Below are 26,016 nucleotides of genomic sequence, written 5' to 3'. Positions count from 1 at the left end.
CCGGGGCTCCTAGAGTTTGCGCAGCGACAGCCGCTGCACCTTGTGGTCCGGGCCCTTGCGCAGCACCAGTGTGGCGCGGCCGCGCGTGGGCGCCACGTTCTCCAGCAGGTTGGGCTTGTTGATGGTCCGCCACATGGTGCGGGCGTAGTCGAGCGCCTCCTCCTCCGAGACCTGGGTGTACTTGCGGAAGTACGAGAACGGGTTCTGGAAGGCCGTCTCGCGCAGCTTGCGGAAGCGGTTGAGGTACCAGGTCTCGATGTCCTCGGGCCGCGCGTCGACGTACACGCTGAAGTCGAAGTAGTCGGCGAGACCGACCCTGGTCCGGCCGTCCTTGCCGGGCAGCGCGGGCTGCAGGACGTTGAGCCCCTCGACGATCAGGATGTCCGGGCGGCGCACCGTGAGGCGCTCGTCCGGGACGATGTCGTAGATCAGATGGGAGTAGACGGGTGCGGTGACCTCGTCCTTGCCGGCCTTGATGTCGGCGACGAAGCGGGTCAGCGCCCGGCGGTCGTACGACTCGGGGAAGCCCTTGCGCGACATCAGCCCGCGGGCCTGCAGCTCCTTCATCGGCAGCAGGAAGCCGTCGGTGGTCACGAGCTCCACCCGCGGGTGCTCCGGCCAGCGAGCGAGGAGGGCCTGGAGGAGCCGCGCGACGGTGGACTTGCCGACGGCGACCGAGCCGGCCACCCCTATGACGAAGGGCGTGCCCCGCTGCTCCCCGTGTCCGTTGCCCGCGTCGCCGAGGAACGTGTTGAGGGCGCCGCGCAGACCGGCGGAGGCCTGGACGTAGAGATTGAGCAGCCGGGACAGCGGCAGGTAGACGTCGCGCACCTCGTCGAGGTCGATGACGTCGCCGAGCCCGCGCAGCTGCTCGACCTCCTCGGCGCTCAGCGGCAGCGGCGTTCTCTCGCGCAGGGCGCTCCACTCCGCGCGGGTGAGGTCGACGTACGGCGTCGACGCGTGCTCGGCCCGGCGCTGGGTGCTTCGTGGCGGCGAAGTGATCACAGGGACATTGTCGTGCGTGCGGCTCGGTTATGGGTCGTGTGCTCGGTCACGCGGGGGCGGGCCCGCGTGGTGGAAGGACGGTGGCGTGCGGCACGGTGCGGGCGGTGATCCAGGAGCGCTGCTCTCTGATCACGCGGCCGTCACGATCGGACGCCGCCCTCAGTTTTGTGATCAACAAGTGTGGGATTGGCGGATATCGTTCGTCCAGCAGCAGCGATACGGGTCGGCCAGGCGTGAGCCGCCGTCCCGGGAGGGGTCGCTGCGCATCACACGAGGAAGTACGCACCATGCGAAGCACTGCTGTACGCCGTACCGCTCTGGCCGCCGCCGCGGCGTCACTGGTTCTGCTCGTCACCGCCTGCGGGGGCGAGGGTTCCACCGGGGGGAAGAAGGACGACGCCAAGGCCAAGGAGTCCGCGGCCGCCGAACCCGCGGCGGCCAAGGCGCTGACCGCGGCCGAGCTGGACAAGATCGCGATCGCCCAGGGCGACGTCAAGGCGCACAAGATCGCGAAGGCCGGGCCGCAGGACGACATCGCGGCCAAGGACGTCAAGACGGACAAGCCGGAGTGCGAGCCGGTGGCCCGTGCGGTGGCCGGTGTGCCCATGGGGGAGCCGGCCGCGACGGTGAAGCGCAGGGCGACCGCCGAGCCCGACGTGAAGGGCGCGGCCGAGGACGGTGCGATTGAGGGCCTCTTCGACGTCACCACGTCGCTGGTCGCGCTCTCGTCCTACGAGGGCAAGGGCGCGGCTGACGCCTTCTCGGCGCTCAAGTCCGCGGGCACCGCCTGCGCCGACGGATTCACCGTGACGATGGTCGGCATGGAGCAGAAGGTCCTGAAGCTGACCGAGGCGAAGGTCTCGGGCGGTGACGAGGCCGTGGCGTGGACGATGACGGCCGAGCAGGACGGCGAGAAGGTGCCGTTCAACCTGGCGATGGTGCGCAAGGGCGGCACGGTCGTGTCGTTCTCGTCGTACAACCTCACGGCTCCCGAGGGCGTCCTCCCGCTGCCGACCGCCGTCATCGACGCGCAGGTGACCAAGCTCGGATGACCCGGCCGCAGGGCGCGGACCTGCCCGTCCGCGCCCCTGGCCGTAGGCTGCCGACATGTGCGGAATCGTGGGTTACGTCGGCGGACAGTCGGCGCTCGATGTGGTCATCGCCGGGCTGAAACGGCTCGAGTACCGCGGCTACGACTCGGCCGGAGTCGCGGTACTCGCCGACGGGGGGCTCGCCGCGGCGAAGAAGGCGGGCAAGCTCGTCAATCTGGAGAAGGAACTGGTCGAGCGGCCGCTGCCGAGCGGTTCCACCGCCGTCGGCCACACCCGCTGGGCCACGCACGGCGGACCCACCGACGCCAACGCGCATCCCCACCTGGACAACGCGGGCCGCGTCGCCGTCGTGCACAACGGCATCATCGAGAACTTCGCCGCCCTGCGCGCCGAGCTCACCGAACGCGGGCACGACCTGGAGTCGGAGACGGACACCGAGGTCGTCGCCCATCTGCTCGCGGAGGCGTTCTCCTCCAGCGGGGACCTCGCCGAGTCGATGCGCATGGTGTGCCGGCAGCTCGAAGGCGCGTTCACCCTGGTCGCCGTCCACGCGGACGAGCCGGACGTGGTGGTCGGCGCCCGGCGGAACTCCCCGCTGGTGGTGGGCGTCGGCGACGGCGAGTACTTCCTGGCGTCGGACGTGGCCGCGTTCATCGCCCACACACGGTCCGCCATCGAGCTCGGCCAGGACCAGGTCGTGGAACTCCGCCGCGACGGTGTGACGGTCACCGGCTTCGACGGGGAGCCCGCGGACGTGCGGTCCTACCACGTGGACTGGGACGCCTCCGCGGCCGAGAAGGACGGCTACGACTACTTCATGCTGAAGGAGATCGCCGAGCAGCCCAAGGCGGTCGCCGACACGCTTCTCGGGCGCATCGACGCTTCGGGGTCGCTGACCCTCGACGAGGTGCGCATCCCGCAGGCCGTGCTGCGAGAGGCCGACAAGGTCGTCATCGTCGCCTGCGGGACGGCCTTCCACGCGGGCCTCATCGCCAAGTACGCCATCGAGCACTGGACCCGTATCCCGTGCGAGGTCGAGCTGGCGAGCGAGTTCCGCTACCGGGACCCCATCCTGGACCAGCGGACGCTGGTGATCGCCATCTCCCAGTCCGGCGAGACCATGGACACCCTGATGGCGCTCCGCCACGCACGTGAGCAGGGCGCCAGGGTCCTCGCGATCTGCAACACCAACGGGTCGACGATTCCCCGTGAGTCCGACGCCGTGCTCTACACGCACGCCGGTCCCGAGGTCGCGGTCGCGTCCACGAAGGCGTTCCTGACCCAGCTGGTCGCCTGCTACCTGGTGGCGCTCTACCTGGGGCAGGTCCGCGGCACCAAGTGGGCGGACGAGATCCGGGCCGTCGTGCGGGACCTGGCGCGGATCTCCGGTCAGGTCGACCGGGTACTGGAGACGATGGAACCGGTGCGGGAGCTGGCGCGCTCCCTGGTGGACAAGAACACGGTGCTGTTCCTGGGGCGCCATGTGGGCTACCCCGTGGCACTGGAAGGCGCGCTGAAGCTCAAGGAGCTCGCGTACATGCACGCGGAGGGGTTCGCGGCGGGTGAGCTCAAGCACGGACCGATCGCGCTGATCGAGCAGGACCTGCCGGTGGTGGTCGTGGTGCCGTCGCCGCGCGGCCGCTCGGTGCTGCACGACAAGATCGTGTCGAACATCCAGGAGATCCGGGCACGCGGCGCCCGGACGATCGTGATCGCGGAGGAGGGGGACGAGGCGGTCGTGCCGTACGCCGACCATCTGGTCCGTATCCCGGCGACGCCGGTGCTGCTCCAGCCGATGGTCGCGGCGGTGCCGTTGCAGGTCTTCGCCTGCGAGCTGGCGACGGCCCGCGGCAACGAGGTGGACCAGCCGCGGAACCTGGCCAAATCCGTGACGGTGGAATGAGGGGCGAATGATCATCGGGGTGGGGATCGACGTGGCGGAGGTCGAGCGGTTCGCCGCGTCCATGAGACGGACGCCGGGTATGGCCGAGAGGCTCTTCCTGCGGCAGGAGTTGCTGCTCCCGAGCGGTGAACAGCGTGGGTACGCCTCGCTCGCGGCACGGTTCGCCGCGAAGGAGGCCCTCGCCAAGGCGCTCGGCGCGCCGGCGGGTCTGCTGTGGACGGACGCGGAGGTGTACGTGGAGGAGTCGGGCCGCCCGCTGCTCCGCGTCCACGGCACGGTCGCGGCGCGGGCGGCCGAACTGGGCGTCCGCTCCTGGCACGTGTCGCTCAGTCACGACGCGGGCATCGCGTCCGCCGTGGTCGTCGCCGAGGGATAGCCCGGCCGGACCCGCGGGTGCGGCTGCGGGTACGGGTGCGCCGCCGCGGGCTGGGGCAGACTCGGGGACATGCGTACTGCGTACAGCGTGGAGACCGTGAGGCACGCCGAGGCACAGCTCATGGCCCGTCTGCCGGAGGGCGCGCTGATGCAGCGTGCCGCCGCCGGGCTGGCCGCGGCCTGTGCCGGGTTGCTGGGGAGGGTGTACGGCGCGCGGGTCGTGCTGCTCGTCGGAAGCGGCGACAACGGCGGCGACGCCCTCTACGCGGGCGCCCGGCTCGCCCGCCGCGGCGCCGGTGTCGTCGCCGTACCGCTCGCGCGCGACCGCGTCCACCGCGGCGGTCTCGCGGCGCTGCTCGCCGCCGGCGGGCATGTCGCCGACGACCCGTTCGAGGTGCTCGCCTCCGCCGACCTGGTGCTCGACGGGATCACCGGCATCGGCGGCCACGGCGGGCTGCGCCCGGATGCCGTCCCCGTCGCTAGGGCCGCCCGCGGCTCGAACGCGGTGGTGGTGGCCGTCGACCTGCCCAGCGGCGTCGAGGCGGACACCGGCCAGGTGCGGGGCGAGGCGCTGCGCGCGGACGCGACCGTCACGTTCGGGACGTACAAGCCGGCGCTGCTCGTCGACCCGGCCAAGGAGTACGCGGGCACCGTACGGCTGGTGGGCATCGGCCTGGACGACCACCTGCCGTCCCTGCCGGAGCTGGAGGCGCTGCAACACACGGACCTGGCACAGCTGTTGCCGGTGCCCGCGGCGGAGAGCGACAAGTACCGGCGGGGTGTCGTCGGTGTCGTCGCCGGGTCCGCCCGCTATCCGGGCGCGGCCGTGCTCGCCGTGGCGGGCGCGCTCCGCGGCGGCTCCGGGGCCGTGCGGTACGTTGGACCGGCGGCCGACGCGGTGATCGCCCGCTTCCCCGAGACCCTGGTGCACACCGGCCCCCCGGGCAGGGCCGGCCGCGTCCAGGCCTGGGTCGTCGGCCCGGGGCTGGGCGACGACGCGGACGCGGTACAGGAGGTGCTCGCCTCCGACGTGCCCGTGCTCGTCGACGCGGACGGGCTGCGCCTGCTGGACGCCGCGGCCGTACGGGACAGGGCAGCGCCCACCCTGCTGACCCCGCACGCGGGGGAGGCGGCGGCGCTGCTCGGAGTGGGACGGCAGGCGGTGGAGGCCGCCCGGCTCGACTCCGTACGGGAACTGGCCGCGCGTTTCGGGGCCACGGTGCTGCTCAAGGGCTCGACGACGCTGGTCGCCGCGCCCGACCGGGAGCGTGCGCCGGTCCGGGTCAACCCGATGGGCACGCCGTGGCTGGCGACAGCCGGCAGCGGCGACGTCCTGTCCGGGCTGGCCGGTTCGCTGCTTGCCGCCGGGCTCGGCGCGCGTGACGCGGGTTCGGCGGCCGCCTACCTGCACGGCCTGGCGGCCCGTCACGCGGCCGCGCAGGGCGCGCCGATCACGGCGGCGGAGGTGGCGGCCGCGCTGCCCGCCGCGTGGCGGGACGTGCGCGCGGGCTGACACCGGTGTCCCCGCGTCCGGCCCGTGCGCCTCGGTACGCTCCGGGCGCCTCGGTGCGCTCCGCGTTCCGGTCCGTGCGTGTGCCGCCCCAGGCCGCGGATCCTGCTCCACGCGCCCGTCCGGTGCCGACGCAGCCCCCGAGGCCCGGTCCGTGCTCGTGCTTCGGCGGGGCCCGACGGTCCTGGGCCGCGCTCGGCCTTTCGGCGAGTCCCCGGGCCCTGGTCTGCGCGCCCGTCCGGTGACCGGCGGGGGAGCCGGGCTCACGATGCCCGGTCGCATGTCGGCGACAGCCGGTCCCCGACGCCGGTCCCGACAGCCGGTCCCCGACGCCGGGCGCGGGGGCCGGCGTGGAGACCGGCGAGGAGGCCGGGCAGCCATCGGGAGCGCGTCGCTGAAGCAGTCGATCGCGACGGCCGAGCGGCGTGTCGTCCGGTCCCCGGCGCCCCGCGCCGTGACGCACGCGACCGCCTGCCGTACGGATCGGGTGGCAAGGCTCTGAGAGACTGGGCGCGATGAGCAACACAGCACCGACCAGCCGAACCGCACCACTGCGCGCACGTGCCGAGATCGACCTCGCGGCCCTGCGCGCCAACGTGCGTGCCCTGCGTGCCCGCGCTCCGCGCTCCGCGCTGATGGCTGTGGTCAAGTCGGACGCGTACGGTCACGGCATGGTTGCCTGCGCCCGCGCGGCGCTCGAGGCGGGCGCCACCTGGCTCGGTACGGCCACCCCCCACGAGGCGCTCGCGCTGCGCGAGCGCGGCATCGGGGGCCGGATCATGTGCTGGCTGTGGACGCCCGGCGGTCCCTGGCGCGAGGGCATCGAGGCGGACCTCGACATGTCGGTGAGCGGCATGTGGGCACTCGAGGAGGTCACCGCGGCGGCCAGGGAGACCGGCCGCACCGCGCGCGTCCAGCTGAAGGCCGACACCGGTCTCGGCCGCAACGGCTGCCAGCCCGCCGACTGGCCCGAACTGGTGGCCGCCGCACGCGCCGCGGAGGACGAGGGGCTCGTCGAGGTCACCGGGCTGTGGTCGCACTTCGCCTGTGCCGACGAGCCGGGGCACCCCTCGATCGCCTCCCAGCTCAGTGTCTTCCACGACATGCTCGACCACGCGGAGAAGGCCGGCATCGAGCCCGAGGTCCGCCACATGGCCAACTCCCCGGCGACGCTCACGGTCCCGGAAGCGCACTTCGACCTCGTGCGGACCGGCATCGCCATGTACGGCATCTCGCCCAGCCCGGAGCTGGGCACCTCCGCCGACTTCGGGCTGCGCCCCGTGATGACGCTCGCGGCGTCCGTCGCGCTCGTCAAGCACGTCCCCGGGGGCCATGGGGTCAGCTACGGCCACCACTACGTCACGGACGGCGAGACGACCCTCGGCCTGATCCCCGTCGGCTACGCGGACGGCATCCCGCGTCACGCGTCCGGCCGCGGACCGGTCCTGGTGGCGGGCGAGTGGCGGCGGGTCGCCGGACGGGTCGCGATGGACCAGTTCGTCGTGGATCTCGGCGGGCAGAAGATCCCGGAGGGCTCCGAAGCGGTTCTGTTCGGTCCGGGCGACCGGGGCGAGCCGAGCGCGGAGGACTGGGCGCAGGCCGCGGACACCATCGCGTACGAGATCGTCACGCGCATCGGTGCCCGCGTTCCGCGCGTCTACATGAACGAGGACTCCGCACCACACCCCCACGACTAGGAGAGCGGCACGGTGAGCGAGACCGGTACGGGGGACGTGGCCGAGGCCGCGGTCGAGGCCGCGGCGGCGGTGGCGTCCGGCAACTGGCGCCGCGCGGGCTTCGCGGGCGCGGCAATAGGCGTGGTCGCGGCGGGCGCCGCCGCGGGAGTGGCCCTCGAGCGGCTCACCGTCGGCCGCGGCATGCGGAGGAAGGCCCGCCTCGCGCTCGACGCGTCGGGCCCGTACGGCGCACTGCGCGGCACACCGGGCAAGGCCCTCGCCGACGACGGCACGGCGCTCTACTACGAGGTCGACGACCTCGACCCGGAGGCCGCCGCGCCGCGCCGCCGCCGGCTCTTCGGGCGCAAGGCGCCGGCCCCGGTGACCGTCGTCTTCAGCCACGGCTACTGCCTCAGCCAGGACTCGTGGCACTTCCAGCGCGCCGCGCTGCGCGGCCTGGTCCGCACCGTGCACTGGGACCAGCGCAGCCACGGCCGCTCCGGCCGGGGCGCGGCGCAGGCCGGGTCCGGCGGTGTGCCGGTCACCATCGACCAGCTGGGCCGGGACCTGAAGGCCGTCATCGACGCGGCGGCGCCCGAGGGGCCGCTGGTGCTGGTCGGCCACTCCATGGGCGGCATGACGATGATGGCGCTCGCGGCGCACTACCCGGAGCTGATCCGGGAGCGCGTCGTCGGGGTCGCGTTCGTCGGCACCTCGTCGGGGAGACTCGGCGAGGTCAGCTACGGGCTGCCGGTCGCCGGGGTGAACGCCGTACGGCGGGTCCTGCCGGGTGTGCTGCGCGCCCTGGGTTCGCAGGCCGAACTGGTCGAACGGGGCCGCAGAGCCACCGCCGACCTGTTCGCGGGGCTCATCAAGCGGTATTCGTTCTCCTCGAAGGACGTGGACCCGGCGGTGGCCCGGTTCGCCGAGCGGATGATCGAGTCGACGCCGATCGACGTGGTCGCCGAGTTCTATCCGGCCTTCGCCGAGCACGACAAGGCGGAGGCGCTAGCCGCCTTCCAGGAGCTGCCGGTTCTCGTCCTCGCGGGTGACAAGGACCTGGTCACGCCGAGCACGCACAGCGAGGCGATCGCGGACGTGCTGCGAGGCGCGGAGCTGGTCATCGTGCCGGACGCCGGGCACCTGGTGATGCTCGAGCACCCCGAGGCCGTGACCGACCGGCTGGCGGACCTTCTGGTGCGGGCCGGGGCGGTGCCGGCAGCGGCTACCGTTGGGCGTTATGGAAGCACCGCACAGCCCGGCGGCTGAGGCCGTCACGTCCGTACGTCGCTCGGTGGATTCGCCCGAGGAGATGCAGGACCTGGGGCGCAGCCTCGCGAAGCTGCTGCGCCCCGGCGACCTGGTGATGCTCACCGGTGAACTCGGCGCAGGCAAGACGACCCTGACCCGCGGCCTGGGCGAGGGCCTCGGCGTACGCGGCGCGGTCACCTCCCCGACGTTCGTCATCGCCCGCGTCCACCCGTCTCTCACCGGCGGCCCGGCACTGGTGCACGTCGACGCGTACCGGCTGGGCGGTGGCCTCGACGAGATGGAGGATCTCGACCTCGACGTGTCCCTGCCGGAGTCGGTGGTGGTCGTGGAGTGGGGCGACGGGAAGGTCGAGGACCTCTCGGAGGACCGTCTGCACGTGGTCATCGACCGGGTGGTGGGCGACACCGACGACGACCGCCGCGAGGTGACGCTCGTCGGGTACGGCCTCCGCTGGGCGGACGCCGCCCTGGTCTGAGGGCTCGCTTTTCCCCTGCGTGTTCCCCCGGACGTGCGCTTTTTGGTGTCACGACGCCCCGCGTCGCGGACACCGGCCCCTGGCCGTCCTTCGCCGTCGCCGCGTGACGCCGTGTATTCCGACAAGTCGTCGGGAAAGTGTTGCGCCCGCGACGCCCCCCGTGATGACATGGTACCGAGACCTGGTTAGGTCTACCTAACCTCGCCTGCCCCCGGAGCCCCAGGAGGCGTCCATGCCGGCATCGGAGCGCGAAGCGCAGTCACGACAGCAGCCGTCCAAGCCCACGCCCCCGCCGCCGGTCGCCGTGTCGATGCGGGATCTGCTGGCGTCGTGCGCCGCGGCCAGCGCCGTGTCGACACCGCCGCGCAGGAACGAGACGCACCGCGACGCGGCCTGATTCGTACGCACCGCGACGCGGCCTGATTCGTACGGGGTCGTACGCACGTACCCGTAAGGGTGGGCCGTGGTGTTACGGAACCACGACCACCTTGGAGCCGATCGTGGCGAAGACCCACATCGCGTCGCCGTCGGCCCGCTTCATCCGCACGCCGCCCGTCTTCTTCGTCGGGTCGGGGCTGGCCATCGAACCGTCGACGGCGGCACTGAAACCGATGGCCACACCGTCCTCGCTCGCGAAGCGCACCACGTGCTCGACCGGTACGCCGTCGGAGCCCGGCACGCTGCCCGACCGTGAGGTCACCGTGTAGGAACCGGGACCGGGGCTGACCGTGGACGGCATGACCGTGAAGGTCCGGGTGACCTTCTCGTTCGCGGCCACGAGCCACACCCGCCGGTCACCGAGCGCGTACACGACTCGTACTCCCGTGCCGGATTCCGCGGGAACCGCGAGGGGGTCCGCGGGCTTCGCGGAGGGCGTGGCACCCGGAGTCGTCGCGGACGGGGAGGTGCCCGGCCGCTTCGAGGCGGCGAGATCGGCGGGGACGTTCGCCGAGGCCTGGTAGGCGAGGAAGCCGACGGCGGCCAGCGCGGCCGCCGTGAGCCCGGCCACGATTCCCGAGCTGCTCCGTGCCACCCTGCCCACCTCTCGGATCCGAAAATCTGTACTCGGTGTGACGGTAGCACCGCGGCTCCGTTCGACGGGGCCGCCATGGCCTCCCCGCCGGAGCCGTAGGCTGTTTGCGTGCTCTTGCTCGCCATGGATACCGCCACGCCCGCCGTCACCGCCGCCCTCCACGACGGCTCCTCCGTCATCGCCGAGTCCAGCCGCGTGGACGCCCGCCGGCACGGGGAGCTGCTGCTCCCCGCCGTCGACCGGGTGCTGGCCGAGGCAGGGACGGGCCTCGACTCCGTCACCGGCATCGTGGTCGGCGTCGGCCCGGGACCGTACACGGGCCTGCGGGTCGGACTGGTCACCGCCGCCACGTTCGCGTCGGCGCTCGGCATCCCCGTCCACGGGGTGTGCACGCTGGACGGTCTCGCCTACGCGGCCGGGCTCGACGAGCCCTTCGTGGTGGCCACCGACGCGCGCCGCAAAGAGGTCTACTGGGCGCGGTACGCCGATGCCCGCAGCCGGGTGACCGACGCGGCCGTGGACCGCCCCGCCGAGATCGCGGAGGACGTCGCGGGGCTGCCGGCCGTCGGCGCGGGCGCGCTTCTGTACCCGCAGACCTTCCCCGACGTCCGCGGCCCCGAGCACGTGAGCGCCGCCGCGCTCGCCGCGCTGGCGGCCCAGAGGCTGGAGGCCGGCGAGGAGTTCCTGCCGCCGCAGCCGCTGTACCTGCGTCGTCCGGACGCGCAGGTCCCGAAGAACTACAAGGTGGTCACCCCGAAGTGAGCGCCGCCCACCCTCCTTTGGAGCCGTGCCCAGGAGGTGCCCCCACCGACCGGTCCTCCTCATCGACACCGCCGCGCGGCGGTCGTCCGGCACTGCGTGAGATGCGCTGGTGGGATCTGGAGCCGGTGCTGGAGCTCGAACGCGAGCTGTTCCCCGAGGACGCCTGGTCGCCCGGCATGTTCTGGTCCGAACTCGCGCACGCCCGCGGCCCGCAGGCCACCCGCCGCTACGTGGTGGCCGAGGACGGCGACGGCGGAATCGTCGGCTACGCGGGCCTGGCGGCCGCCGGCGGTCTCGGCGACGTCCAGACCATCGCCGTCGACCGAGGCCAGTGGGGCACCGGGCTCGGCTCCCGGCTGCTCACCGACCTCCTCCAGCACGCCACCGCCTTCGAGTGCGACGAGGTACTCCTCGAAGTGCGGGTGGACAACACCAGGGCCCAGAAGCTGTACGAGCGTTTCGGTTTCGAGCCCATCGGATTCCGCCGCGGCTACTACCAGCCCGGCAACATCGACGCCCTCGTCATGCGACTGACCGTACAAGGAACAGAGACTCACTGATGGCTGACGAACCGCTCGTACTCGGCATCGAGACCTCCTGCGACGAGACCGGCGTCGGCATCGTCCGCGGCACGACCCTGCTCGCCGACGCGATCGCCTCCAGCGTCGACACGCACGCCCGCTTCGGCGGCGTCGTGCCCGAGATCGCCTCGCGCGCCCACCTGGAGGCGATGGTGCCCACCATCGAGCGCGCGCTGAAGGACGCGGGGGTGAGCGCACGCGACCTCGACGGCATCGCGGTCACGGCGGGCCCCGGCCTCGCGGGTGCGCTGCTGGTCGGCGTCTCGGCGGCCAAGGCGTACGCCTACGCCCTGAACAAGCCGCTGTACGGGGTGAACCACCTCGCCTCCCACATCTGCGTCGACCAGCTCGAGCACGGCCCGCTGCCCGAGCCGACGATGGCGCTGCTGGTCTCCGGCGGCCACTCGTCGCTCCTGCTCGCGCCCGACATCACGGCCGACGTACGGCCCATGGGGGCGACGATCGACGACGCGGCCGGCGAGGCCTTCGACAAGATCGCACGCGTACTGGACCTCGGCTTCCCCGGCGGCCCGGTGATCGACCGGCTGGCCAAGGAGGGCGACCCGGCCGCGATCGCGTTCCCGCGCGGGCTGAGCGGCTCCAGGGACCCGGCGTACGACTTCTCCTTCTCCGGCCTCAAGACGGCCGTGGCGCGCTGGATCGAGGCGAAGCGCGCCGCGGGCGAGGACGTGCCGGTGCGTGACGTGGCGGCTTCCTTCCAGGAGGCGGTCGTCGACGTGCTGACGCGGAAGGCGGTGCGCGCCTGCAAGGACGAGGGCGTCGACCACCTGATGATCGGCGGCGGTGTGGCGGCCAACTCCCGGCTGAGGGCCCTGGCCCTGGAGCGGTGCGAACGGGCCGGCATCCGGCTCAGGGTGCCGCGGCCCAAGCTGTGCACGGACAACGGCGCGATGGTCGCGGCGCTGGGCGCGGAGATGGTCGCCCGCGGCAGGCCCGCCTCCGACTGGGAGCTGTCGGCGGACTCGTCGCTTCCGGTGACGGACACGCATGTGCCGGGTGCGCACGACCACGACCATGTGCACGAGGTCAGCAAGGACAATCTGTACTCATGACCGTCGTCGCCCTGATGTGGGAGGCCCGCGCCGTGCGGGACCGCGGCGCGGAGCTGTTGGAGTGGGCCCGCGTGCAGCAGCTCGGGCGCGAGCCGCTGCGCCGGGAGACGTTGCGGGCCGGTGGGGACCGGGTGCTGGTCATCACCTGGTGGGAGGCGCCGGGGACGGACGCCGACCTGCCCGAACTGCCCGAGCCGGCCGCCGATCTGATCACCCGGCCGGTGCACCGCTGGCGTTTCGAATCGCTCGGCGAATAATTCTCGGAAAAACTTCGGCGAGTGTGTCGAACGGGCCGTCGCCCGTTCGACGCAAGGGTGAGAGGCGGGGAACGGCCCCGTACTCACGAGCCGAGGAGTCACCATGCCGCGCTTCCTTTCGATGATCCGTATCGAGGAGAACCAGATCCCCGAGGGCGACTTCCCCAAGGACTTCGAGGAGCGGATGGGCAAGCTGCTCGAGGAGATCACCAAGGCCGGGGTCATGCTGGACACGGCCGGCCTCACTCCCACCGCTGACGGCACCCGCGTGCACTGGTCCGAGGGCAGGATCTCGTACACCGACGGGCCGTTCACCGAGACCAAGGAGGTCGTCGGCGGTTACGCGCTCATGCAGTGCAAGGACAAGGCGGAGGCCCGCGAATGGGCCAAGCGGTTCCTGGAGATCCACCCCCCGGAGTGGAAGGTCACCTGCGAGCTCCGGCAGATCATGGAGGGCTGACCGGGTCGCGCTTGCCCGCCGTCCGTCCCGGCTGCTCTGATGGGTGGCCGTGACGGCAGCAGGAGCGACCGCAATGGTCGAAGCGGTGTTCAGGATCGAATCCGCGCGGATCATCGCAGGTGTCGCCCGCATCGTGCGGGACGTGGGCATCGCAGAGGAACTCGCGCAGGACGCTCTGGTCGCCGCGCTGGAGCAGTGGCCAGAGGCGGGCGTCCCCGACAAACCGGGGGCCTGGCTCATGGCCACCGCCAAGCATCGCGCGATCGACCTCGTACGCCGCAAGGAGACCTACGCCCGCAAGCTGGCCGAGGTGGGGCGGGCGCTCGAGGACGTCGCGCCGCCGGTCGAGCCGTCCGACCCGGACGACATCGACGACGACCTGCTGCGGCTCATCTTCACCGCCTGCCACCCGGTGCTCTCCACCGAGGCCCGTATCGCGCTCACCCTGAAACTGCTCGGCGGTCTGACCACCGAGGAGATCGCCCGGGCCTTCCTCGCCGCCGAGTCCACGGTGGCGCAGCGCATCGTCCGTGCCAAGCGCTCCCTCGCGAAGGCGGGCGTCGGCTTCGAGGTGCCGTACGGCGCGGACCGCGCGTCCCGGCTCGGGTCCGTGCTGGACGTGATCTACCTGATCTTCAACGAGGGTTACTCGGCGACCGCCGGCGACGACCTGGTCCGCCCCGCGCTGTGCGAGGACGCGCTCCGGCTGGCGCGGGTGCTGGCGGGGCTGATGCCCGGCGAGTCGGAAGTGCACGGCCTGGAAGCCCTGCTGGAGATCCAGGCGTCCCGGATCCCGGCCCGTACCGGACCCTCCGGCGAACCGGTGCTGCTCGCCGACCAGAACCGCACCAAGTGGAACCGGCTGCTCGTCCGCCGGGGCGCCTTGGCACTGCACCGCGCGGGCGGGGGGCCTTACGGCCCGTATGCCGTGCAGGCCGCGATCGCCGCCTGCCACGCGCAGGCCGTGCGGTACGAGGACACGGACTGGGCGATGATCGCCGCACTGTACGGGCAGTTGACGGCCCTGGCCCCGTCCCCGGTGGTGGAGCTGAACCGGGCGGTGGCCGTCTCGATGGCCGACGGCCCGGCGGCCGGCCTGGCACTGGCCGACGCACTCGTCGACGAACCGGCCCTCAAGGACTACCACTTGCTGCCGAGCGTACGAGGGGACCTGCTGGCCAGGCTCGGCCGACGGGAGGAGGCCCGCGCGGAGTTCGAGCGGGCCGCCTCGCTGACCCGTAACGCCCGCGAGCGCGAACTGCTTCTGGCCCGGGCCGCAAACCCCGGCCGGTAGCCTCGTCGGCATGCCTCGCCGCACCCTCCCGCCCCCGCCTCCGCCTGCCGGGATACGGGCCTGGCCCGACGACGAGGCGCTGCTCGCCGACCGGCGGCGGGCGATGGGCGAACTCCTGCGGCTGAGCCTCGATCCGATACGGCTGATGCTGCTGACGGCTGACGGCTGACGGCTGACGGCTGACGGCTGACGGCTGACGGCTGCCGGGTTCGCGGTCGGGTGGTTGATCTTCGGGGTGGCGCTGCGGACGTTCGAGGAGGAGCCGGACGTCTTCAGCCACTTCTTCGGCGCGGTCACCGGCGCCGTCGGTCTCGCCTGCATGATTCCGACGGGACTGGTCGTCGGCCTCGGCATCGCCCGTGACGCGGAGGTGCGTGGGCGGTTGCGGGAGTGGAGCGCGCTGGCCCGCGATCCGGCCGGCGACGCCCGCCATGCCGCGCCGGCCCTGAGTCTGTTCTGGTTCCTGCCGTCGTTCCTGCTGTGCGCGTGCGGCCTGTGGCTCTCCTTCACGGTCCCGGCGGGCGCCCGGCCGGGCGAGGACACCCTGGCCGAGGTCGCGGTGCTGATGGGGCTGGGGATGATCCTCTGGGGCACGGGCCTGATCGGCGTCGTGAAGGCGGTGGTCCACTACCGGTGGCGCTCCGGCTGATGTCGCGTCCCACGCCATCGGCCGCGGTACGGGGCGGCGCCCACCGCTGACGCGCCGCTCCCGTGCGGGCGGGTGCGGCCCCCGGTGCGCCGACCGCGGTTTCCGCGGCGTCCGTCGGCCGCTCCTGAGACGTCCGCCGCCGCTACGCCGGTCGGCCGATGAGCATCGTGGGGGCGCCTGCCACTCGGGTCAGGAAGACCGTCGCCGCGTTCCGGCCCTGGGGCTTGACCTTGCGGCGGACCTCCTCCGGCTCGACCGCCGAGCCGCGCTTCTTCACCGTGAGGTTGCCGACCTCGCGCTCCCGCAGCAGCGCCTTCAACTTCTTCATGTTGAAGGGCAGTTCGTCGGTGATCTCGTAGGCAGTGGCGTAGGGCGTCCGGCGGAGTTCGTCGGAGGTGATGTACGCGATCGTCTCGTCGAGCAGCCCGCCCGACACGTCCTGCGCGACCTCCGCGACCAGGTGGGCGCGGATCACGGCGCCGTCCGGCTCGTAGAGGTAGCGGCCGGCCTTGCGCACCGGCGGGTTCGGCAGGGCGCGGCCGGTCAGGGTGTGCGGGCCGGGGAGCAGCGTCGCGCGGACCGCCGAGCCGGCCGTACCGAACCAGAGCACCGCCTCCTTCACGTCGCCGCCGTCCGAGATCCACTCCGCCTCCGCGTCCTTGGGGACGGCCTCGTGGGGAATGCCCGGGGCGACCTTCAGGGCGGCGTGCGGGCGGGTGCGGGCAGCGCCGACGGCCCACGACAGCGGCGGCGAGTAGGCCTCCGGGTCGAAGACGCGGCCCCGCCCGCCGCGGCGGGCGGGGTCCACGAACACCGCGTCGTACGGGGCGGTGTCGATGTCCGTGACGTCCGCGCAGCGGACCTCGATCAGACCGGACAGCCCCAGCGCCTCCGCGTTCGCGCGCGCGACTTCCGCCGTGAGCGGGTCGCGGTCGACGGCCAGCACCGTGATCCCGGCCCTGGCGAGTGCGATCGCGTCGCCGCCGATGCCGCTGCACAGGTCCGCCACGCTGCCGACGCCGAGGGCGGTGAAGCGCGCGGCCCGGTGGGTGGCGACCGAGCGGCGGGTGGACTGCTCGACGCCGTTCGGGGTGAAGAACATCCGGCCGGCGTCCTCCTCGCCGAACTTCGCGGCCGCCCGCTGTCTCAGGCGTGCCTGTCCGAGGGCCGCGGAGACCAGGTGCGCCGGGTGCTCGCGGCGCAGGCGGGTGGCGACGGCCAGTTCCCGCGCGGGGTCGTAGGAGGCGAGTGAGGCCAGCAGCGCTCTGCCTTCATCGGTACGGAGTGCGGAGAAGGCGGCGAGCGGGTCGAGGTCGTTCACCGGCCCATTGTGGGCCAGCCGGGGGATGGTGCGCTCTCGGTGGCGGTGTCGGGCCGGTGAGCGGGCGGGGCGCTGACAGGATGCGTCGCCATGCAGCTAGTACGACAAAAGGGAAAATTGAGAGCGTATCGGGTCCGTGCGGTCCTGGCCGCCCTCGTCGTCGCCGCCCTCGGCTCGGGCTGTGCGGCCGAGGGGCCCTCGGGAACCGCCGGCCCCGGCACACCCGCCGGATCCGCCGCCGGGAACCCGGCTGGGCAGGGCCCGCAGGCCGGGCAGGCGGAGAAGGCCGAGCGGGCGAAGCGGCCGGGGGCGGAGAAGCCGGAGGCACGTGGTGCGGCCGGGCCCGCCGAGGCGCTGTCCGCCTACGCGGACAAGGTCAGGAGCGCTCAGAAGGCCCGCGCCGCCGCCGCGAAGAAGTGGGGGCTCGACAAGGTCCCGCTCGCCGCACCCCCGCCCCCCGCCGTGAAGCCGAAGATCACCACGCGCAAGGGGTTCGAGGTGGAGGGCGGGGAGGACCTGCCGCCCGTCTTCACCACCGTCCCGACGAAGGAGAAGATCGTCTTCCTGACGATCGACGACGGCGCGGAGAAGGACCCCGAACTGCTTCGGATGATGTCCGAACTGCGGATCCCGTACAGCGCGTTCCTGAGCGACTACGTCATCAAGGACGACTACGGCTACTTCGAGAAGATGCGGGACCGTGGGGTGGCACTGCACAACCACACGCTCAAGCACCCCTACCTGCCGGGGCTTTCGTACGCCGCGCAGAAGCGTGAGATCTGCGGTCAGCAGGACAGGCTGGAGAAGCGGTACGGCACCCGGCCCCGGCTGCTGCGCCCGCCGTACGGCAACTACAACGGGGACACCCTGCGCGTCGCCAAGGCGTGCGGGATCGAGGCCGTGCCGCTGTGGGCCGCCGAGGCGTTCCCCGACCACATGGAGTGGCGGGAGTGGGACAGGGACCTGCACCCGGGCGACATCATCCTCACCCACTTCCGCGGCAAGGAGGACTGGAAGGGCACCATGCCGGACATGATCCGCCGGGTGATGAAGACGGTGACGGACAAGGGATACGCGGTGGCCAGGCTGGAGGACTACGTCTGACCGGGGCCCGCGGAGCGGAACCGCGGGGGCGGTTCCGGCGTTGTCCGTACCGGGATCCTTCGGCCCTTCGGGGCGCCACATTGGCACTCCGCTTGACCGAGTGCTAATCGCAGTCATAGTCTCGGCTCTGGCACTCACCAAGTGAGAGTGCCAACACAGCGACGGGCAGGTCCGGCACCCGCGACGACGGATCGACCTGGTCGCCACCTCAGATCAGTTAACCCCGTGATCTCCGAAGGGGGAGGTCGGATCGTGACGACCGCCAGCTCCAAGGTTGCCATCAAGCCGCTCGAGGACCGCATTGTGGTCCAGCCGCTCGACGCCGAGCAGACCACGGCCTCAGGCCTGGTCATTCCGGACACTGCCAAGGAGAAGCCCCAGGAGGGCGTCGTCCTGGCCGTGGGCCCGGGCCGCTTCGAGAACGGCGAGCGCCTGCCGCTCGACGTGAAGACCGGCGACATCGTGCTGTACAGCAAGTACGGCGGCACCGAAGTGAAGTACAGCGGCGAGGAGTACCTCGTCCTCTCGGCTCGCGACGTGCTCGCGATCGTCGAGAAGTAAACACCTGCTTCACCTGCATTGCTTTGAGCTGCGCCCCTGGTCACCCCGCGGATTGCCGGGCGGCGAGGGGCGCGGTTCTTTGAACACGACTTTCCGAGAGGGCTGAACCGCTCCCATGGCGAAGATCCTGAAGTTCGACGAGGACGCCCGTCGCGCCCTCGAGCGCGGCGTCAACAAGCTTGCCGACACGGTCAAGGTGACGATCGGCCCTCGCGGTCGCAACGTCGTCATCGACAAGAAGTTCGGCGCTCCCACCATCACCAACGACGGTGTCACCATCGCCCGCGAGGTCGAGGTCGAGGACCCGTACGAGAACCTGGGCGCCCAGCTGGTGAAGGAGGTGGCGACCAAGACCAACGACATCGCGGGTGACGGTACGACCACCGCCACCGTGCTCGCCCAGGCGCTGGTCCGCGAGGGCCTGCGCAACGTCGCCGCCGGCGCCTCCCCGGCCGCCCTGAAGAAGGGCATCGACGCCGCGGTCAAGGCCGTCTCCGACGAGCTGCTCGCGACCGCCCGTCCGATCGAGGACAAGACCGACATCGCCGCCGTCGCCGCGCTCTCCGCGCAGGACCAGCAGGTCGGCGAGCTCATCGCCGAGGCGATGGACAAGGTCGGCAAGGACGGTGTCATCACCGTCGAGGAGTCCAACACCTTCGGCCTGGAGCTGGACTTCACCGAGGGCATGGCCTTCGACAAGGGCTACCTGTCCCCGTACATGGTGACCGACCAGGAGCGTATGGAGGCCGTCCTCGACGACCCGTACATCCTGATCCACCAGGGCAAGATCGCCTCCATCCAGGACATGCTGCCGCTGCTGGAGAAGGTCATCCAGGCCGGTGGCTCCAAGCCGCTGCTGATCATCGCCGAGGACGTCGAGGGCGAGGCCCTCTCCACCCTGGTCGTGAACAAGATCCGCGGCACCTTCAACGCGGTCGCCGTCAAGGCCCCCGGCTTCGGTGACCGCCGCAAGGCGATGCTCGGTGACATGGCCACCCTCACGGGTGCCACCGTCATCGCCGAGGAGGTCGGCCTCAAGCTCGACCAGGCCGGTCTGGACGTGCTGGGCACCGCCCGCCGCGTGACCATCACCAAGGACGACACCACCATCGTCGACGGTGGCGGCAAGTCCGAGGACGTCGCCGGCCGGGTCAACCAGATCAAGGCCGAGATCGAGTCCACCGACTCCGACTGGGACCGCGAGAAGCTCCAGGAGCGCCTCGCGAAGCTGGCCGGCGGCGTGTGCGTGATCAAGGTCGGCGCCGCCACCGAGGTGGAGCTCAAGGAGAAGAAGCACCGTCTCGAGGACGCCATCTCCGCGACCCGCGCCGCGGTCGAGGAGGGCATCGTCTCCGGCGGTGGCTCCGCGCTCGTCCACGCCGTGAAGGTGCTCGAGGGCAACCTGGGCAAGGAGGGCGACGAGGCCACCGGTGTCGCCGTCGTCCGCCGCGCCGCGGTCGAGCCGCTGCGCTGGATCGCCGAGAACGCCGGCCTCGAGGGCTACGTCATCACCTCCAAGGTCGCCGAGCTCAAGGCGGGCGAGGGCTTCAACGCCGCCACCGGCGAGTACGGCGACCTGGTCAAGGCCGGCGTCATCGACCCGGTCAAGGTCACCCGCTCCGCTCTGGAGAACGCCGCCTCCATCGCCTCCCTGCTGCTCACGACCGAGACCCTGGTCGTCGAGAAGCCGGCCGAGGAAGAGGGCGACGCGGGTCACGGCCACGGTCACGGCCACAGCCACTGACGCGACAAGCGCCCGGAAGGCCCCGTTCCCGCACCTGTGCGGGAACGGGGCCTTCCCCGTTCCCGTGCGGGCCGTGGGTGGCTACCTGGCGCCGAGCTGCCGCATCAGGCGCATCAGGTCCATGTGCCACCAGCCTTCCTTGATCTTCGCGTCCTCGAAGCGGAAGATCGTCGTGCCGGTCATGGTGCACTGCTCGCCGGTGGCTGGGATGCCCTGGAAGTCGCCGTTGTGCTTGCCGTTCCAGGTCCACAGCGTCACCACGTCGTCGCCCTCGGTGATCTGCCGGTCGAGCTCGAAGGTGAAGTCGAAGGCGCCGCGCCACATGGTGAGGTCGCGGCGGATGACGTCCGTGCCGGTCTCGGCATCCTCCTCGTTGGCGATGTCGTGGTCGACGTAGTCGGCCGCGAACACCTCGCCGATCGCTTCCAGGTTTCCCCCGGAGGCGATCTCGTGGAAGAAGCGGCGGGCGGTCGCCGCGTTGAGCTGTTCCTCGCGGACCACGTCGAGGTCGGTGAACGAGGGCATGCCGTCGCAGAGAGCCACCATCTCCTGGAACATCTTGTCCGTCTCCGGGAGATGCGAGTTCTTCATCGCCTCTTCGTACGAGGGGAACTCGACGATCTCGACGTAGTGGTTGCCGTCGGTGCGGTCCTTTCCGGTGAGGGCGTGGCCGGTGGTCCGCTTGCCCTTCGTCTGTTCGACCCATTTGTCCATGACCGCGTTCATGTCGTCGAATCTGGCGGTCTTGTAGTCGATGATCTGCACGAACTTCATGACGCCTCCCGAGCCGTGGCGGCCCCCGAGTGGGATACGTCCATCCTAGTGAGGCAGGTCGTATTTCGTACGGTATGTCGGTTACTGCGGCCCGTACTTCCGGCCCGTCCTCGACGTGAGCCCGCCGAGCAGCCCGCGCGGCGCCAGCTTCACCACGCCCATCAGAGCCTTGTAGCGCGGGTCGGGGATGGAGAGCGCCTTGCCCCTGGCCAGGTCCGCGAGCGCCGACGCCACCAGCTTGTCCGCGTCCAGCCACATCCAGCCCGGAATGTTGTCCGTGCCCATCCCGGCCCGCTGATGGAACTCGGTCCGTACGAATCCGGGGCACAACGCCATCAGACGCACCCCTGTCCCCGCCAGGTCCCTGGCCACGCCCTGGGTGAACTGCACGACCCATGACTTCGACGCGCCGTAGGTGCCGCGCGGCACGAACGCGGCCACCGACGCCACGTTCACCACGCCGCCTCGGCCGCGCTCGCGCATCGACCCCGTCGCGGCCGCGGTCAGCCGCAGCACCGCCTCGCAGTGGACCTTCAGCATCGTCAGCTCGTCGGCCATGGACACTTCCAGGAAGCGCCCCTTGTTCCCGAAGCCCGCGTTGTTGATCAGCAGGTCGACGGGGTGGGTGCGGTCGGCGAGGCGCTGCTCGACCGAGGCGATACCGCTCTCCTGCGACAGGTCCGCGGTCAGTACCTCCGCCTCGATGCCGTGGCCGTCGTGCAGTTCGGTGGCCTGCTCCTGCAGCCGCTTGGTGTCCCGGGCCACCAGAACCAGGTTGTGGCCGTCGGCCGCCAGTCGTCGTGCGAAGGCGGCGCCGATGCCCGCGGTCGCTCCCGTGATCAGTGCAGTCGTCATAGGCGCACGGTAATGCCCGCGTGCGAGTGCGGCGTACGCACCGTCCCCGCCCGACGGCCCGCTCCACCGGCGCGAACTGCCGGGTTCCGCGGGCCCGGTGGAGTGCGTGGCGAGCCGTGCGGGCCTGCCGCCGGGCACGAACACCGTGCTCCTGGCACCGGACAGTTCCCGCGGCGGCCGCCGGCCGTTCACTTCGAGCACCCTGAACCGCGCGCCGCGTGCGTGCGGTTGCGCGGTTCGTCGCCGCCGGCGCGCTCATGGCCCCGGTCTCCGGGCGCGCGCCGGGCGACCGTCCCCGCACCACCTGCGGGCGGTCTGCGGGCGGCGGCGCTACGCGCTGTCGCGGGAGACCACGGCCAGTCCGGTCGCGGTGCCGTACTTGGCGACGTACTCGCGGGCGTCCTTCAGCAACTCGGAGTGGAGCGCCTCACCGGCGGCGAGCACCTTGGGCAGCAGCGTCCGCTCGGTCGTCTCCGCCCTGAACGCCATCTCCACCGTCACGTCGTGCTCCGGCCGGTGCACGATCTCGACGGGGTCCCCCGACCGGATCTCGCCCGGCTCGATCACCCGCAGGTACGCGCCGGTCGCTCCGTTCTGTGTGAAGCGCCTGACCCAGCCCTTCTCTCCGAGCCGGCCCGCGAACGTGCGGCAGGGGACGCGACCGGAGGTGATCTCCAGCACCAGCGAGTCGCCGACGCGCCACCGCTCACCGATCTTGGCGCCGGTGATGTCGATGCCGCTGGTCGTGAGGTTCTCGCCGAAGACGCCGTTGTCGAGCGGACGACCCAACTCCTGCTCCCAGGCGTCGAGATCCTCGCGGGCGAAGGCGTAGACGGCCTGGTCGGTCCCGCCGTGGTGGCGCAGGTCGCAGACGGCATCGCCGGACAGCCCGCTCGCCCCCTGGCCCTTGGGGCCGGGGTCCGTCACCCGCACGGGCCCGTCCACCGGACGCTTGTCGATTCCGGTCATGCCGCTCGGCGAGTCGGTGTACGTGGCGGCCTTCGGTCGTCCCACATTCACGGTCAGAAGCTTCATGGCACGCACGCTAACCGACCACGCCTCAAAGCAACCAGCCGATAAACGCAACCCACCCCAAGTACCCCTTATGCTTGAGGTGTGATCGAAGCACGCCACCTCCGCGTCCTGCGCGCCGTCGCCGTCACCGGATCGTTCTCCGCGGCCGCCCGTGAACTGGGCTGCACCCAGCCCGCCGTCAGCCAGCAGATGAAGGCGCTCGAGACGTCCGCGGGCACTCCGCTGCTGATCCGTACCGGCCGCGAGATGCGGCTGACCCAGGCCGGCGAAGCGCTGGTCCGCCATGCGACAGGAATTCTCGCCGGGCTCACCGCGGCGGAGGAGGAGGTCGCGGCCATCGCCGGGCTGCGGGCGGGCCGGGTGCGTCTCGTCTCGTTCCCCAGCGGCAGCTCCACACTGGTGCCCACCGCACTCGCCGCCCTGCGCGCCGCCCACCCCGGCACCCGTGTCTCCCTGGTCGACGCCGAACCGCCGCGCTCGGTGGAGATGCTGCGCGACGGCGACTGCGACGTGGCGCTCGCCTTCCGGTACGACGCGGTCGGGGCGGAGTCCGAGTGGGACGACCTGGTCGTACGGCCCCTGCTCACCGACCGGCTCGTGGGGCTCGTGCCCGACGGCCACCGCCTCGCGGACGCGGACGCGGTCGCCATCGGCGACCTCGCGGAGGAGCCGTGGATCGCGGGGTGTCCGCGCTGCCGCCGTCAGCTCGTGGACGTCTGCGAGGAGGCGGGGTTCACCCCGCGGATCGACTTCGCCACCGACGACTACCCGGCGGTGATCGGGCTGGTCGGGGCGGGGCTCGGCGTGGCCGTGCTGCCGGAATTGGCGCTGGAGTCGGTTCGCCCCAAGGGTGCCCGGCTCGTGGCGGTGGAGCCGGCGGTCCACCGGGAGATCGTCGCCCTCACGTTGCCCGATTTGGCCCAGGTTCCGGCGGTCTCCGCGACCCTGACGCAGCTGGCCCGCGCGGCCTCCCGCTGACGGCGCGGCGCGCCGAACGACCCCGCGGAGCGGAAGCTTCCTGCCCGCGGAGAGCATGCGGCTCGAGTCCCGGCGGGCCGGGGTGCTAGTGCCCCTCCCGGCAAGTTTGCCCTGTCGCGTCGCCCGGCACGCACCCTCTCCCCATAGCCCCTCGGGCATGGGAGGTGCCCGCACCGTTGGCCAGAAGCCCTGGTAGCTCCGCTACAAGGACTTGCCGCCTTGCGATCGCACGCACTGGACGACGCTCCTTCACGGGCAGACATTGTCGGTCGGGGTGCGGGCGGTGCGGATGCCCGCCGGTCGCGCCCCGGCGGGTGGAGGTGGCCGGGCGATCGGGGTGCCGTCGGTGGGAACGCCCGGCGGGCCGGGTGCTTGTGCGGTCGGGTGTACCCGGCGGGTCGGGTGCCCGTGCGTCGGGGTGCCCGGACGTCGAGGGGGCGGCGGCCGGCGGTCGTCGGTGTCCGGCATCCGTGCGGTGCCGGTTCGGAGGGGCCCGAGGCCGCCCCCGCGCGGGGCGGCCGGATCGTCACCGGACCCGGCCGTGGCCCCGCAAGCTGAGGTGAGGGAACGTTTCTTCGGTTGGTGCGTACGGTGCGCGCGTCAGCTGCGTACCGCACCGCCCGCGCTCGTCGCGGGGATCAGCCGGTGGCGTGCTCGGCCCATGAGCTCCTCGCGCTCGTCCTCCGTCAGCCCGCCCCAGACGCCGTACGGTTCGCGGACGGCCAAGGCGTGCGCCGCGCACTCCGCCCGCACCGGACACCGCATGCAGACCTCCTTCGCCGAGTTCTCGCGCGCGCTGCGCGCCGCGCCTCGCTCGCCTTCCGGATGGAAGAAGAGCGAGCTGTCGACCCCACGGCATGCCGCGAGGAGCTGCCAGTCCCACAGATCGGCGTTGGGTCCGGGAAGGCGAGAGAAATCTGCCATGGCGCATGTCCCCTTGAAACCGTGCTGGGTGGATACAGGACCAGGTCGGAACGGGCAGGACGCCGACCGGACGTGCGCCGGATCCGGCACCAGCACCGTGCCAACGACCGTACATCTGCTGTGTAAGTAGATGTAAATATGACTCATTGCGAATCTAGCCATAGACACCGGAAAAAGGGAAGAAAAGCCGCTGAATGGGGCAGGGTGAGCGCGTGGAGAGCACGGGTGCTCCACCCGTCACACGTGAAACATCGGCGCTGCCGACGGCAACCCGCCGCCCTCTTCCGGCCCGCCCGGCAGCCGCTCACGCACGGTTTTCGACCCCCTTACGCAGCGTGCCGAAGTGCTGCGTGCGACCCGTAACTCTTTCGAGTGACCGTCGTTGAGAGTGCGAGGCGGTTGAAAGAACAAGCTCTCGGGCACATGTCCGACAGCGTTCAACCGCACAGGTGAAGAAACGTACCCAGCCTGGAGGCTCAAGGTGACGCGCAACAGCTGCGAGAGCCACGGAGGTCAGTCATGACATCCGTCCTCGTCTGCGACGACTCCCCGCTTGCCCGAGAGGCGCTCCGCCGCGCGGTCGCGACCGTGCCCGGCGTCGAGCGCGTGACGACCGCGGCCAACGGCGAGGAAGTCCTCCGCCGCTGGGGCGCGGATCGTTCGGACCTGATTCTGATGGACGTACGCATGCCCGGACTGGGCGGCGTCGAGACCGTGCGCCGGTTGCTCTCCGCGGACCCCGGTGCCCGGATCATCATGCTGACCGTGGCCGAGGACCTCGACGGCGTGGCACTCGCCGTCGCCGCCGGCGCCCGCGGCTATCTGCACAAGGACGCCTCACGCGCCGAACTGCGCGCGACGGTGACCCAGGCGCTCGCCGATCCCACATGGCGGCTGGCTCCGCGACGGCTGCGCTCGGCCGAGATGGGCGCCGCGCCCACACTCACCGCGCGCGAGATCCAGGTCCTCGAGGGCATGAGTCACGGCCGGTCCAACGCGGAGATCGGGCGTGAGCTCTTCCTGTCGGAGGACACCGTGAAGACGCACGCCAGGCGGCTGTTCAAGAAGCTCGGCGCCTCGGACCGCGCGCACGCCGTGGCACTCGGATTCCGCTGGGGTCTGGTCCGCTGAGGACCGTACGAATGGGACAGCACGGGGGTGACGGATGCCTGAGGGCATCCGTTTCCCGCGCTATGCCGCATCCTTGAGGGTGTGGAGTTCCTCGGGGACGAGTCGGTCGAGCGGGAGGGGAGGGCGCAGCGGATGAGTTCCGGCGCACCTGCTCATAACGCTTCGGTGCACAACACGGGACGCGGTGCCACGGACGGCCACGGGCCAAGGCA

Annotated in this window: 28 protein-coding genes; 21 read left to right on the top strand and 7 right to left on the bottom strand. The window is 71.7% G+C overall.

Going from position 1 to position 26,016, the window contains the following annotated elements; all coding sequences use genetic code 11:
- Positions 1–9 precede the first annotated feature (9 nt).
- Entirely contained in the window at positions 10–1,005 is a 996-nt protein-coding gene (coaA, locus tag ACFYV1_RS13930) for a type I pantothenate kinase (protein WP_389395697.1), read from the bottom strand.
- A 287-nt stretch (positions 1,006–1,292) separates the two neighbouring features.
- On the opposite strand from coaA, the gene ACFYV1_RS13925 reads away from it, so the two are divergent.
- From ACFYV1_RS13925 to ACFYV1_RS13890, 8 genes are all read left to right on the top strand, one after another.
- The gene (locus ACFYV1_RS13925) at positions 1,293–2,057 is read left to right on the top strand and encodes a hypothetical protein (RefSeq protein WP_389395696.1); all 765 of its coding nucleotides are present in this window, start codon (positions 1,293–1,295) and stop codon (positions 2,055–2,057) included.
- A gap of 55 nt (positions 2,058–2,112) precedes the next feature.
- Positions 2,113–3,960, top strand: coding sequence for a glutamine--fructose-6-phosphate transaminase (isomerizing) (glmS, locus tag ACFYV1_RS13920; protein ID WP_389395695.1), 1,848 nt, complete (start codon positions 2,113–2,115; stop codon positions 3,958–3,960).
- A gap of 7 nt (positions 3,961–3,967) precedes the next feature.
- Positions 3,968–4,336 carry a holo-ACP synthase gene (locus ACFYV1_RS13915; RefSeq protein WP_389395694.1) on the top strand — a complete coding sequence of 123 codons (369 nt, stop codon included), beginning with the start codon at positions 3,968–3,970 and terminating at the stop codon, positions 4,334–4,336.
- A 69-nt stretch (positions 4,337–4,405) separates the two neighbouring features.
- On the top strand, positions 4,406–5,848 hold the full coding sequence (locus ACFYV1_RS13910; RefSeq protein ID WP_389395693.1) for an NAD(P)H-hydrate dehydratase: 1,443 nt from the start codon (positions 4,406–4,408) through the stop codon (positions 5,846–5,848).
- 512 nt (positions 5,849–6,360) lie between these two features.
- Complete coding sequence (alr, locus tag ACFYV1_RS13905; RefSeq protein ID WP_389395692.1) at positions 6,361–7,542, top strand: alanine racemase; 1,182 nt, start codon at positions 6,361–6,363, stop codon at positions 7,540–7,542.
- 12 nt (positions 7,543–7,554) lie between these two features.
- Positions 7,555–8,790, top strand: coding sequence for an alpha/beta fold hydrolase (locus ACFYV1_RS13900; protein WP_389395691.1), 1,236 nt, complete (start codon positions 7,555–7,557; stop codon positions 8,788–8,790).
- The gene (gene tsaE / locus ACFYV1_RS13895; RefSeq protein WP_389395690.1) at positions 8,762–9,268 is read left to right on the top strand and encodes a tRNA (adenosine(37)-N6)-threonylcarbamoyltransferase complex ATPase subunit type 1 TsaE; all 507 of its coding nucleotides are present in this window, start codon (positions 8,762–8,764) and stop codon (positions 9,266–9,268) included. The genes ACFYV1_RS13900 and tsaE overlap by 29 nt, the downstream gene beginning before the upstream one ends.
- A 232-nt stretch (positions 9,269–9,500) precedes the next feature.
- Positions 9,501–9,665 (top strand): hypothetical protein, encoded by a 165-nt coding sequence (locus tag ACFYV1_RS13890; protein ID WP_389395689.1) that lies wholly within the window; start codon positions 9,501–9,503, stop codon positions 9,663–9,665.
- Between the two features lie 72 nt (positions 9,666–9,737).
- On the opposite strand, the gene ACFYV1_RS13885 is transcribed toward ACFYV1_RS13890, so the two are convergent.
- Entirely contained in the window at positions 9,738–10,277 is a 540-nt protein-coding gene (locus tag ACFYV1_RS13885; RefSeq protein ID WP_389395886.1) for a hypothetical protein, read from the bottom strand.
- A 132-nt stretch (positions 10,278–10,409) separates the two neighbouring features.
- On the opposite strand from ACFYV1_RS13885, the gene tsaB reads away from it, so the two are divergent.
- From tsaB to ACFYV1_RS13845, 8 genes are all read left to right on the top strand, one after another.
- Complete coding sequence (tsaB, locus tag ACFYV1_RS13880; RefSeq protein WP_389395688.1) at positions 10,410–11,063, top strand: tRNA (adenosine(37)-N6)-threonylcarbamoyltransferase complex dimerization subunit type 1 TsaB; 654 nt, start codon at positions 10,410–10,412, stop codon at positions 11,061–11,063.
- A gap of 101 nt (positions 11,064–11,164) precedes the next feature.
- Positions 11,165–11,623, top strand: coding sequence for a ribosomal protein S18-alanine N-acetyltransferase (gene rimI / locus ACFYV1_RS13875; RefSeq protein ID WP_389395687.1), 459 nt, complete (start codon positions 11,165–11,167; stop codon positions 11,621–11,623).
- Positions 11,623–12,717, top strand: coding sequence for a tRNA (adenosine(37)-N6)-threonylcarbamoyltransferase complex transferase subunit TsaD (tsaD, locus tag ACFYV1_RS13870; RefSeq protein WP_389395686.1), 1,095 nt, complete (start codon positions 11,623–11,625; stop codon positions 12,715–12,717). The genes rimI and tsaD overlap by 1 nt, the downstream gene beginning before the upstream one ends.
- A complete protein-coding gene (locus ACFYV1_RS13865) occupies positions 12,714–12,974 on the top strand; it encodes a hypothetical protein (RefSeq protein ID WP_389395685.1) in 261 nt (86 codons plus the stop codon). Before tsaD ends, ACFYV1_RS13865 begins: the two co-directional genes overlap by 4 nt.
- A 103-nt stretch (positions 12,975–13,077) precedes the next feature.
- Positions 13,078–13,434 (top strand): YciI family protein, encoded by a 357-nt coding sequence (locus ACFYV1_RS13860; protein ID WP_389395684.1) that lies wholly within the window; start codon positions 13,078–13,080, stop codon positions 13,432–13,434.
- A 73-nt stretch (positions 13,435–13,507) separates the two neighbouring features.
- Positions 13,508–14,728 (top strand): RNA polymerase sigma factor, encoded by a 1,221-nt coding sequence (locus ACFYV1_RS13855; RefSeq protein WP_389395683.1) that lies wholly within the window; start codon positions 13,508–13,510, stop codon positions 14,726–14,728.
- Positions 14,729–14,738: 10 nt separating this feature from the next.
- The gene (locus ACFYV1_RS13850; protein ID WP_389395682.1) at positions 14,739–14,897 is read left to right on the top strand and encodes a hypothetical protein; all 159 of its coding nucleotides are present in this window, start codon (positions 14,739–14,741) and stop codon (positions 14,895–14,897) included.
- Between the two features lie 54 nt (positions 14,898–14,951).
- Positions 14,952–15,377 (top strand): hypothetical protein, encoded by a 426-nt coding sequence (locus ACFYV1_RS13845; RefSeq protein WP_389395681.1) that lies wholly within the window; start codon positions 14,952–14,954, stop codon positions 15,375–15,377.
- A 142-nt stretch (positions 15,378–15,519) separates the two neighbouring features.
- Here ACFYV1_RS13845 and ACFYV1_RS13840 read toward each other — a convergent pair whose 3' ends face one another.
- The gene (locus tag ACFYV1_RS13840; RefSeq protein WP_389395885.1) at positions 15,520–16,794 is read right to left on the bottom strand and encodes a methyltransferase domain-containing protein; all 1,275 of its coding nucleotides are present in this window, start codon (positions 16,792–16,794) and stop codon (positions 15,520–15,522) included.
- Here ACFYV1_RS13840 and ACFYV1_RS13835 point away from each other — a divergent pair.
- From ACFYV1_RS13835 to groL, 3 genes are all read left to right on the top strand, one after another.
- A complete protein-coding gene (locus tag ACFYV1_RS13835) occupies positions 16,789–17,802 on the top strand; it encodes a polysaccharide deacetylase family protein (RefSeq protein WP_389395680.1) in 1,014 nt (337 codons plus the stop codon). The genes ACFYV1_RS13840 and ACFYV1_RS13835 overlap by 6 nt on opposite strands.
- A 252-nt stretch (positions 17,803–18,054) precedes the next feature.
- Positions 18,055–18,363, top strand: coding sequence for a co-chaperone GroES (groES, locus tag ACFYV1_RS13830; protein ID WP_005313390.1), 309 nt, complete (start codon positions 18,055–18,057; stop codon positions 18,361–18,363).
- Between the two features lie 115 nt (positions 18,364–18,478).
- Positions 18,479–20,107, top strand: coding sequence for a chaperonin GroEL (gene groL, locus ACFYV1_RS13825; RefSeq protein WP_389395679.1), 1,629 nt, complete (start codon positions 18,479–18,481; stop codon positions 20,105–20,107).
- An 81-nt stretch (positions 20,108–20,188) separates the two neighbouring features.
- On the opposite strand, the gene ACFYV1_RS13820 is transcribed toward groL, so the two are convergent.
- From ACFYV1_RS13820 to ACFYV1_RS13810, 3 genes are all read right to left on the bottom strand, one after another.
- The gene (locus ACFYV1_RS13820) at positions 20,189–20,881 is read right to left on the bottom strand and encodes an ester cyclase (protein WP_389395678.1); all 693 of its coding nucleotides are present in this window, start codon (positions 20,879–20,881) and stop codon (positions 20,189–20,191) included.
- 81 nt (positions 20,882–20,962) lie between these two features.
- Complete coding sequence (locus tag ACFYV1_RS13815; protein ID WP_389395677.1) at positions 20,963–21,736, bottom strand: SDR family NAD(P)-dependent oxidoreductase; 774 nt, start codon at positions 21,734–21,736, stop codon at positions 20,963–20,965.
- 330 nt (positions 21,737–22,066) lie between these two features.
- A complete protein-coding gene (locus ACFYV1_RS13810; RefSeq protein ID WP_389395676.1) occupies positions 22,067–22,771 on the bottom strand; it encodes an MOSC domain-containing protein in 705 nt (234 codons plus the stop codon).
- 81 nt (positions 22,772–22,852) lie between these two features.
- Between ACFYV1_RS13810 and ACFYV1_RS13805 the strand changes: the two genes are divergently transcribed.
- Positions 22,853–23,749: a LysR family transcriptional regulator gene (locus tag ACFYV1_RS13805; RefSeq protein ID WP_389395675.1), complete on the top strand. Its 897-nt coding sequence runs from the start codon at positions 22,853–22,855 to the stop codon at positions 23,747–23,749.
- A 600-nt stretch (positions 23,750–24,349) separates the two neighbouring features.
- On the opposite strand, the gene ACFYV1_RS13800 is transcribed toward ACFYV1_RS13805, so the two are convergent.
- On the bottom strand, positions 24,350–24,673 hold the full coding sequence (locus ACFYV1_RS13800) for a WhiB family transcriptional regulator (RefSeq protein WP_389395674.1): 324 nt from the start codon (positions 24,671–24,673) through the stop codon (positions 24,350–24,352).
- A 519-nt stretch (positions 24,674–25,192) separates the two neighbouring features.
- Between ACFYV1_RS13800 and ACFYV1_RS13795 the strand changes: the two genes are divergently transcribed.
- Positions 25,193–25,804: a response regulator transcription factor gene (locus ACFYV1_RS13795; RefSeq protein WP_003948568.1), complete on the top strand. Its 612-nt coding sequence runs from the start codon at positions 25,193–25,195 to the stop codon at positions 25,802–25,804.
- Positions 25,805–26,016: the final 212 nt, after the last annotated feature.

This window comes from Streptomyces sp. NPDC003023 (genome assembly GCF_042888225.1).
Lineage (GTDB): Bacteria > Actinomycetota > Actinomycetes > Streptomycetales > Streptomycetaceae > Streptomyces.
This window is presented reverse-complemented; position numbering and strand designations above follow the sequence as displayed.

Excerpts from the sequence above, each read along its gene's own strand:
- groL (WP_389395679.1), top strand. The coding sequence starts at position 18,479 with ATGGCGAAGATCCTGAAGTTCGACGAGGACGCCCGTCGCGCCCTCGAG.
- tsaD (WP_389395686.1), top strand. The coding sequence starts at position 11,623 with ATGGCTGACGAACCGCTCGTACTCGGCATCGAGACCTCCTGCGACGAG.
- ACFYV1_RS13865 (WP_389395685.1), top strand. The coding sequence starts at position 12,714 with ATGACCGTCGTCGCCCTGATGTGGGAGGCCCGCGCCGTGCGGGACCGC.
- ACFYV1_RS13800 (WP_389395674.1), bottom strand. The coding sequence starts at position 24,673 with ATGGCAGATTTCTCTCGCCTTCCCGGACCCAACGCCGATCTGTGGGAC.
- ACFYV1_RS13810 (WP_389395676.1), bottom strand. The coding sequence starts at position 22,771 with ATGAAGCTTCTGACCGTGAATGTGGGACGACCGAAGGCCGCCACGTAC.
- ACFYV1_RS13855 (WP_389395683.1), top strand. The coding sequence starts at position 13,508 with ATGGTCGAAGCGGTGTTCAGGATCGAATCCGCGCGGATCATCGCAGGT.
- ACFYV1_RS13915 (WP_389395694.1), top strand. The coding sequence starts at position 3,968 with ATGATCATCGGGGTGGGGATCGACGTGGCGGAGGTCGAGCGGTTCGCC.
- ACFYV1_RS13850 (WP_389395682.1), top strand. The coding sequence starts at position 14,739 with ATGCCTCGCCGCACCCTCCCGCCCCCGCCTCCGCCTGCCGGGATACGG.
- ACFYV1_RS13890 (WP_389395689.1), top strand. The coding sequence starts at position 9,501 with ATGCCGGCATCGGAGCGCGAAGCGCAGTCACGACAGCAGCCGTCCAAG.
- ACFYV1_RS13835 (WP_389395680.1), top strand. The coding sequence starts at position 16,789 with ATGCAGCTAGTACGACAAAAGGGAAAATTGAGAGCGTATCGGGTCCGT.
- alr (WP_389395692.1), top strand. The coding sequence starts at position 6,361 with ATGAGCAACACAGCACCGACCAGCCGAACCGCACCACTGCGCGCACGT.
- ACFYV1_RS13795 (WP_003948568.1), top strand. The coding sequence starts at position 25,193 with ATGACATCCGTCCTCGTCTGCGACGACTCCCCGCTTGCCCGAGAGGCG.
- tsaE (WP_389395690.1), top strand. The coding sequence starts at position 8,762 with ATGGAAGCACCGCACAGCCCGGCGGCTGAGGCCGTCACGTCCGTACGT.
- ACFYV1_RS13815 (WP_389395677.1), bottom strand. The coding sequence starts at position 21,736 with ATGACGACTGCACTGATCACGGGAGCGACCGCGGGCATCGGCGCCGCC.
- ACFYV1_RS13925 (WP_389395696.1), top strand. The coding sequence starts at position 1,293 with ATGCGAAGCACTGCTGTACGCCGTACCGCTCTGGCCGCCGCCGCGGCG.
- glmS (WP_389395695.1), top strand. The coding sequence starts at position 2,113 with ATGTGCGGAATCGTGGGTTACGTCGGCGGACAGTCGGCGCTCGATGTG.
- ACFYV1_RS13910 (WP_389395693.1), top strand. The coding sequence starts at position 4,406 with ATGCGTACTGCGTACAGCGTGGAGACCGTGAGGCACGCCGAGGCACAG.
- rimI (WP_389395687.1), top strand. The coding sequence starts at position 11,165 with ATGCGCTGGTGGGATCTGGAGCCGGTGCTGGAGCTCGAACGCGAGCTG.
- ACFYV1_RS13820 (WP_389395678.1), bottom strand. The coding sequence starts at position 20,881 with ATGAAGTTCGTGCAGATCATCGACTACAAGACCGCCAGATTCGACGAC.
- ACFYV1_RS13860 (WP_389395684.1), top strand. The coding sequence starts at position 13,078 with ATGCCGCGCTTCCTTTCGATGATCCGTATCGAGGAGAACCAGATCCCC.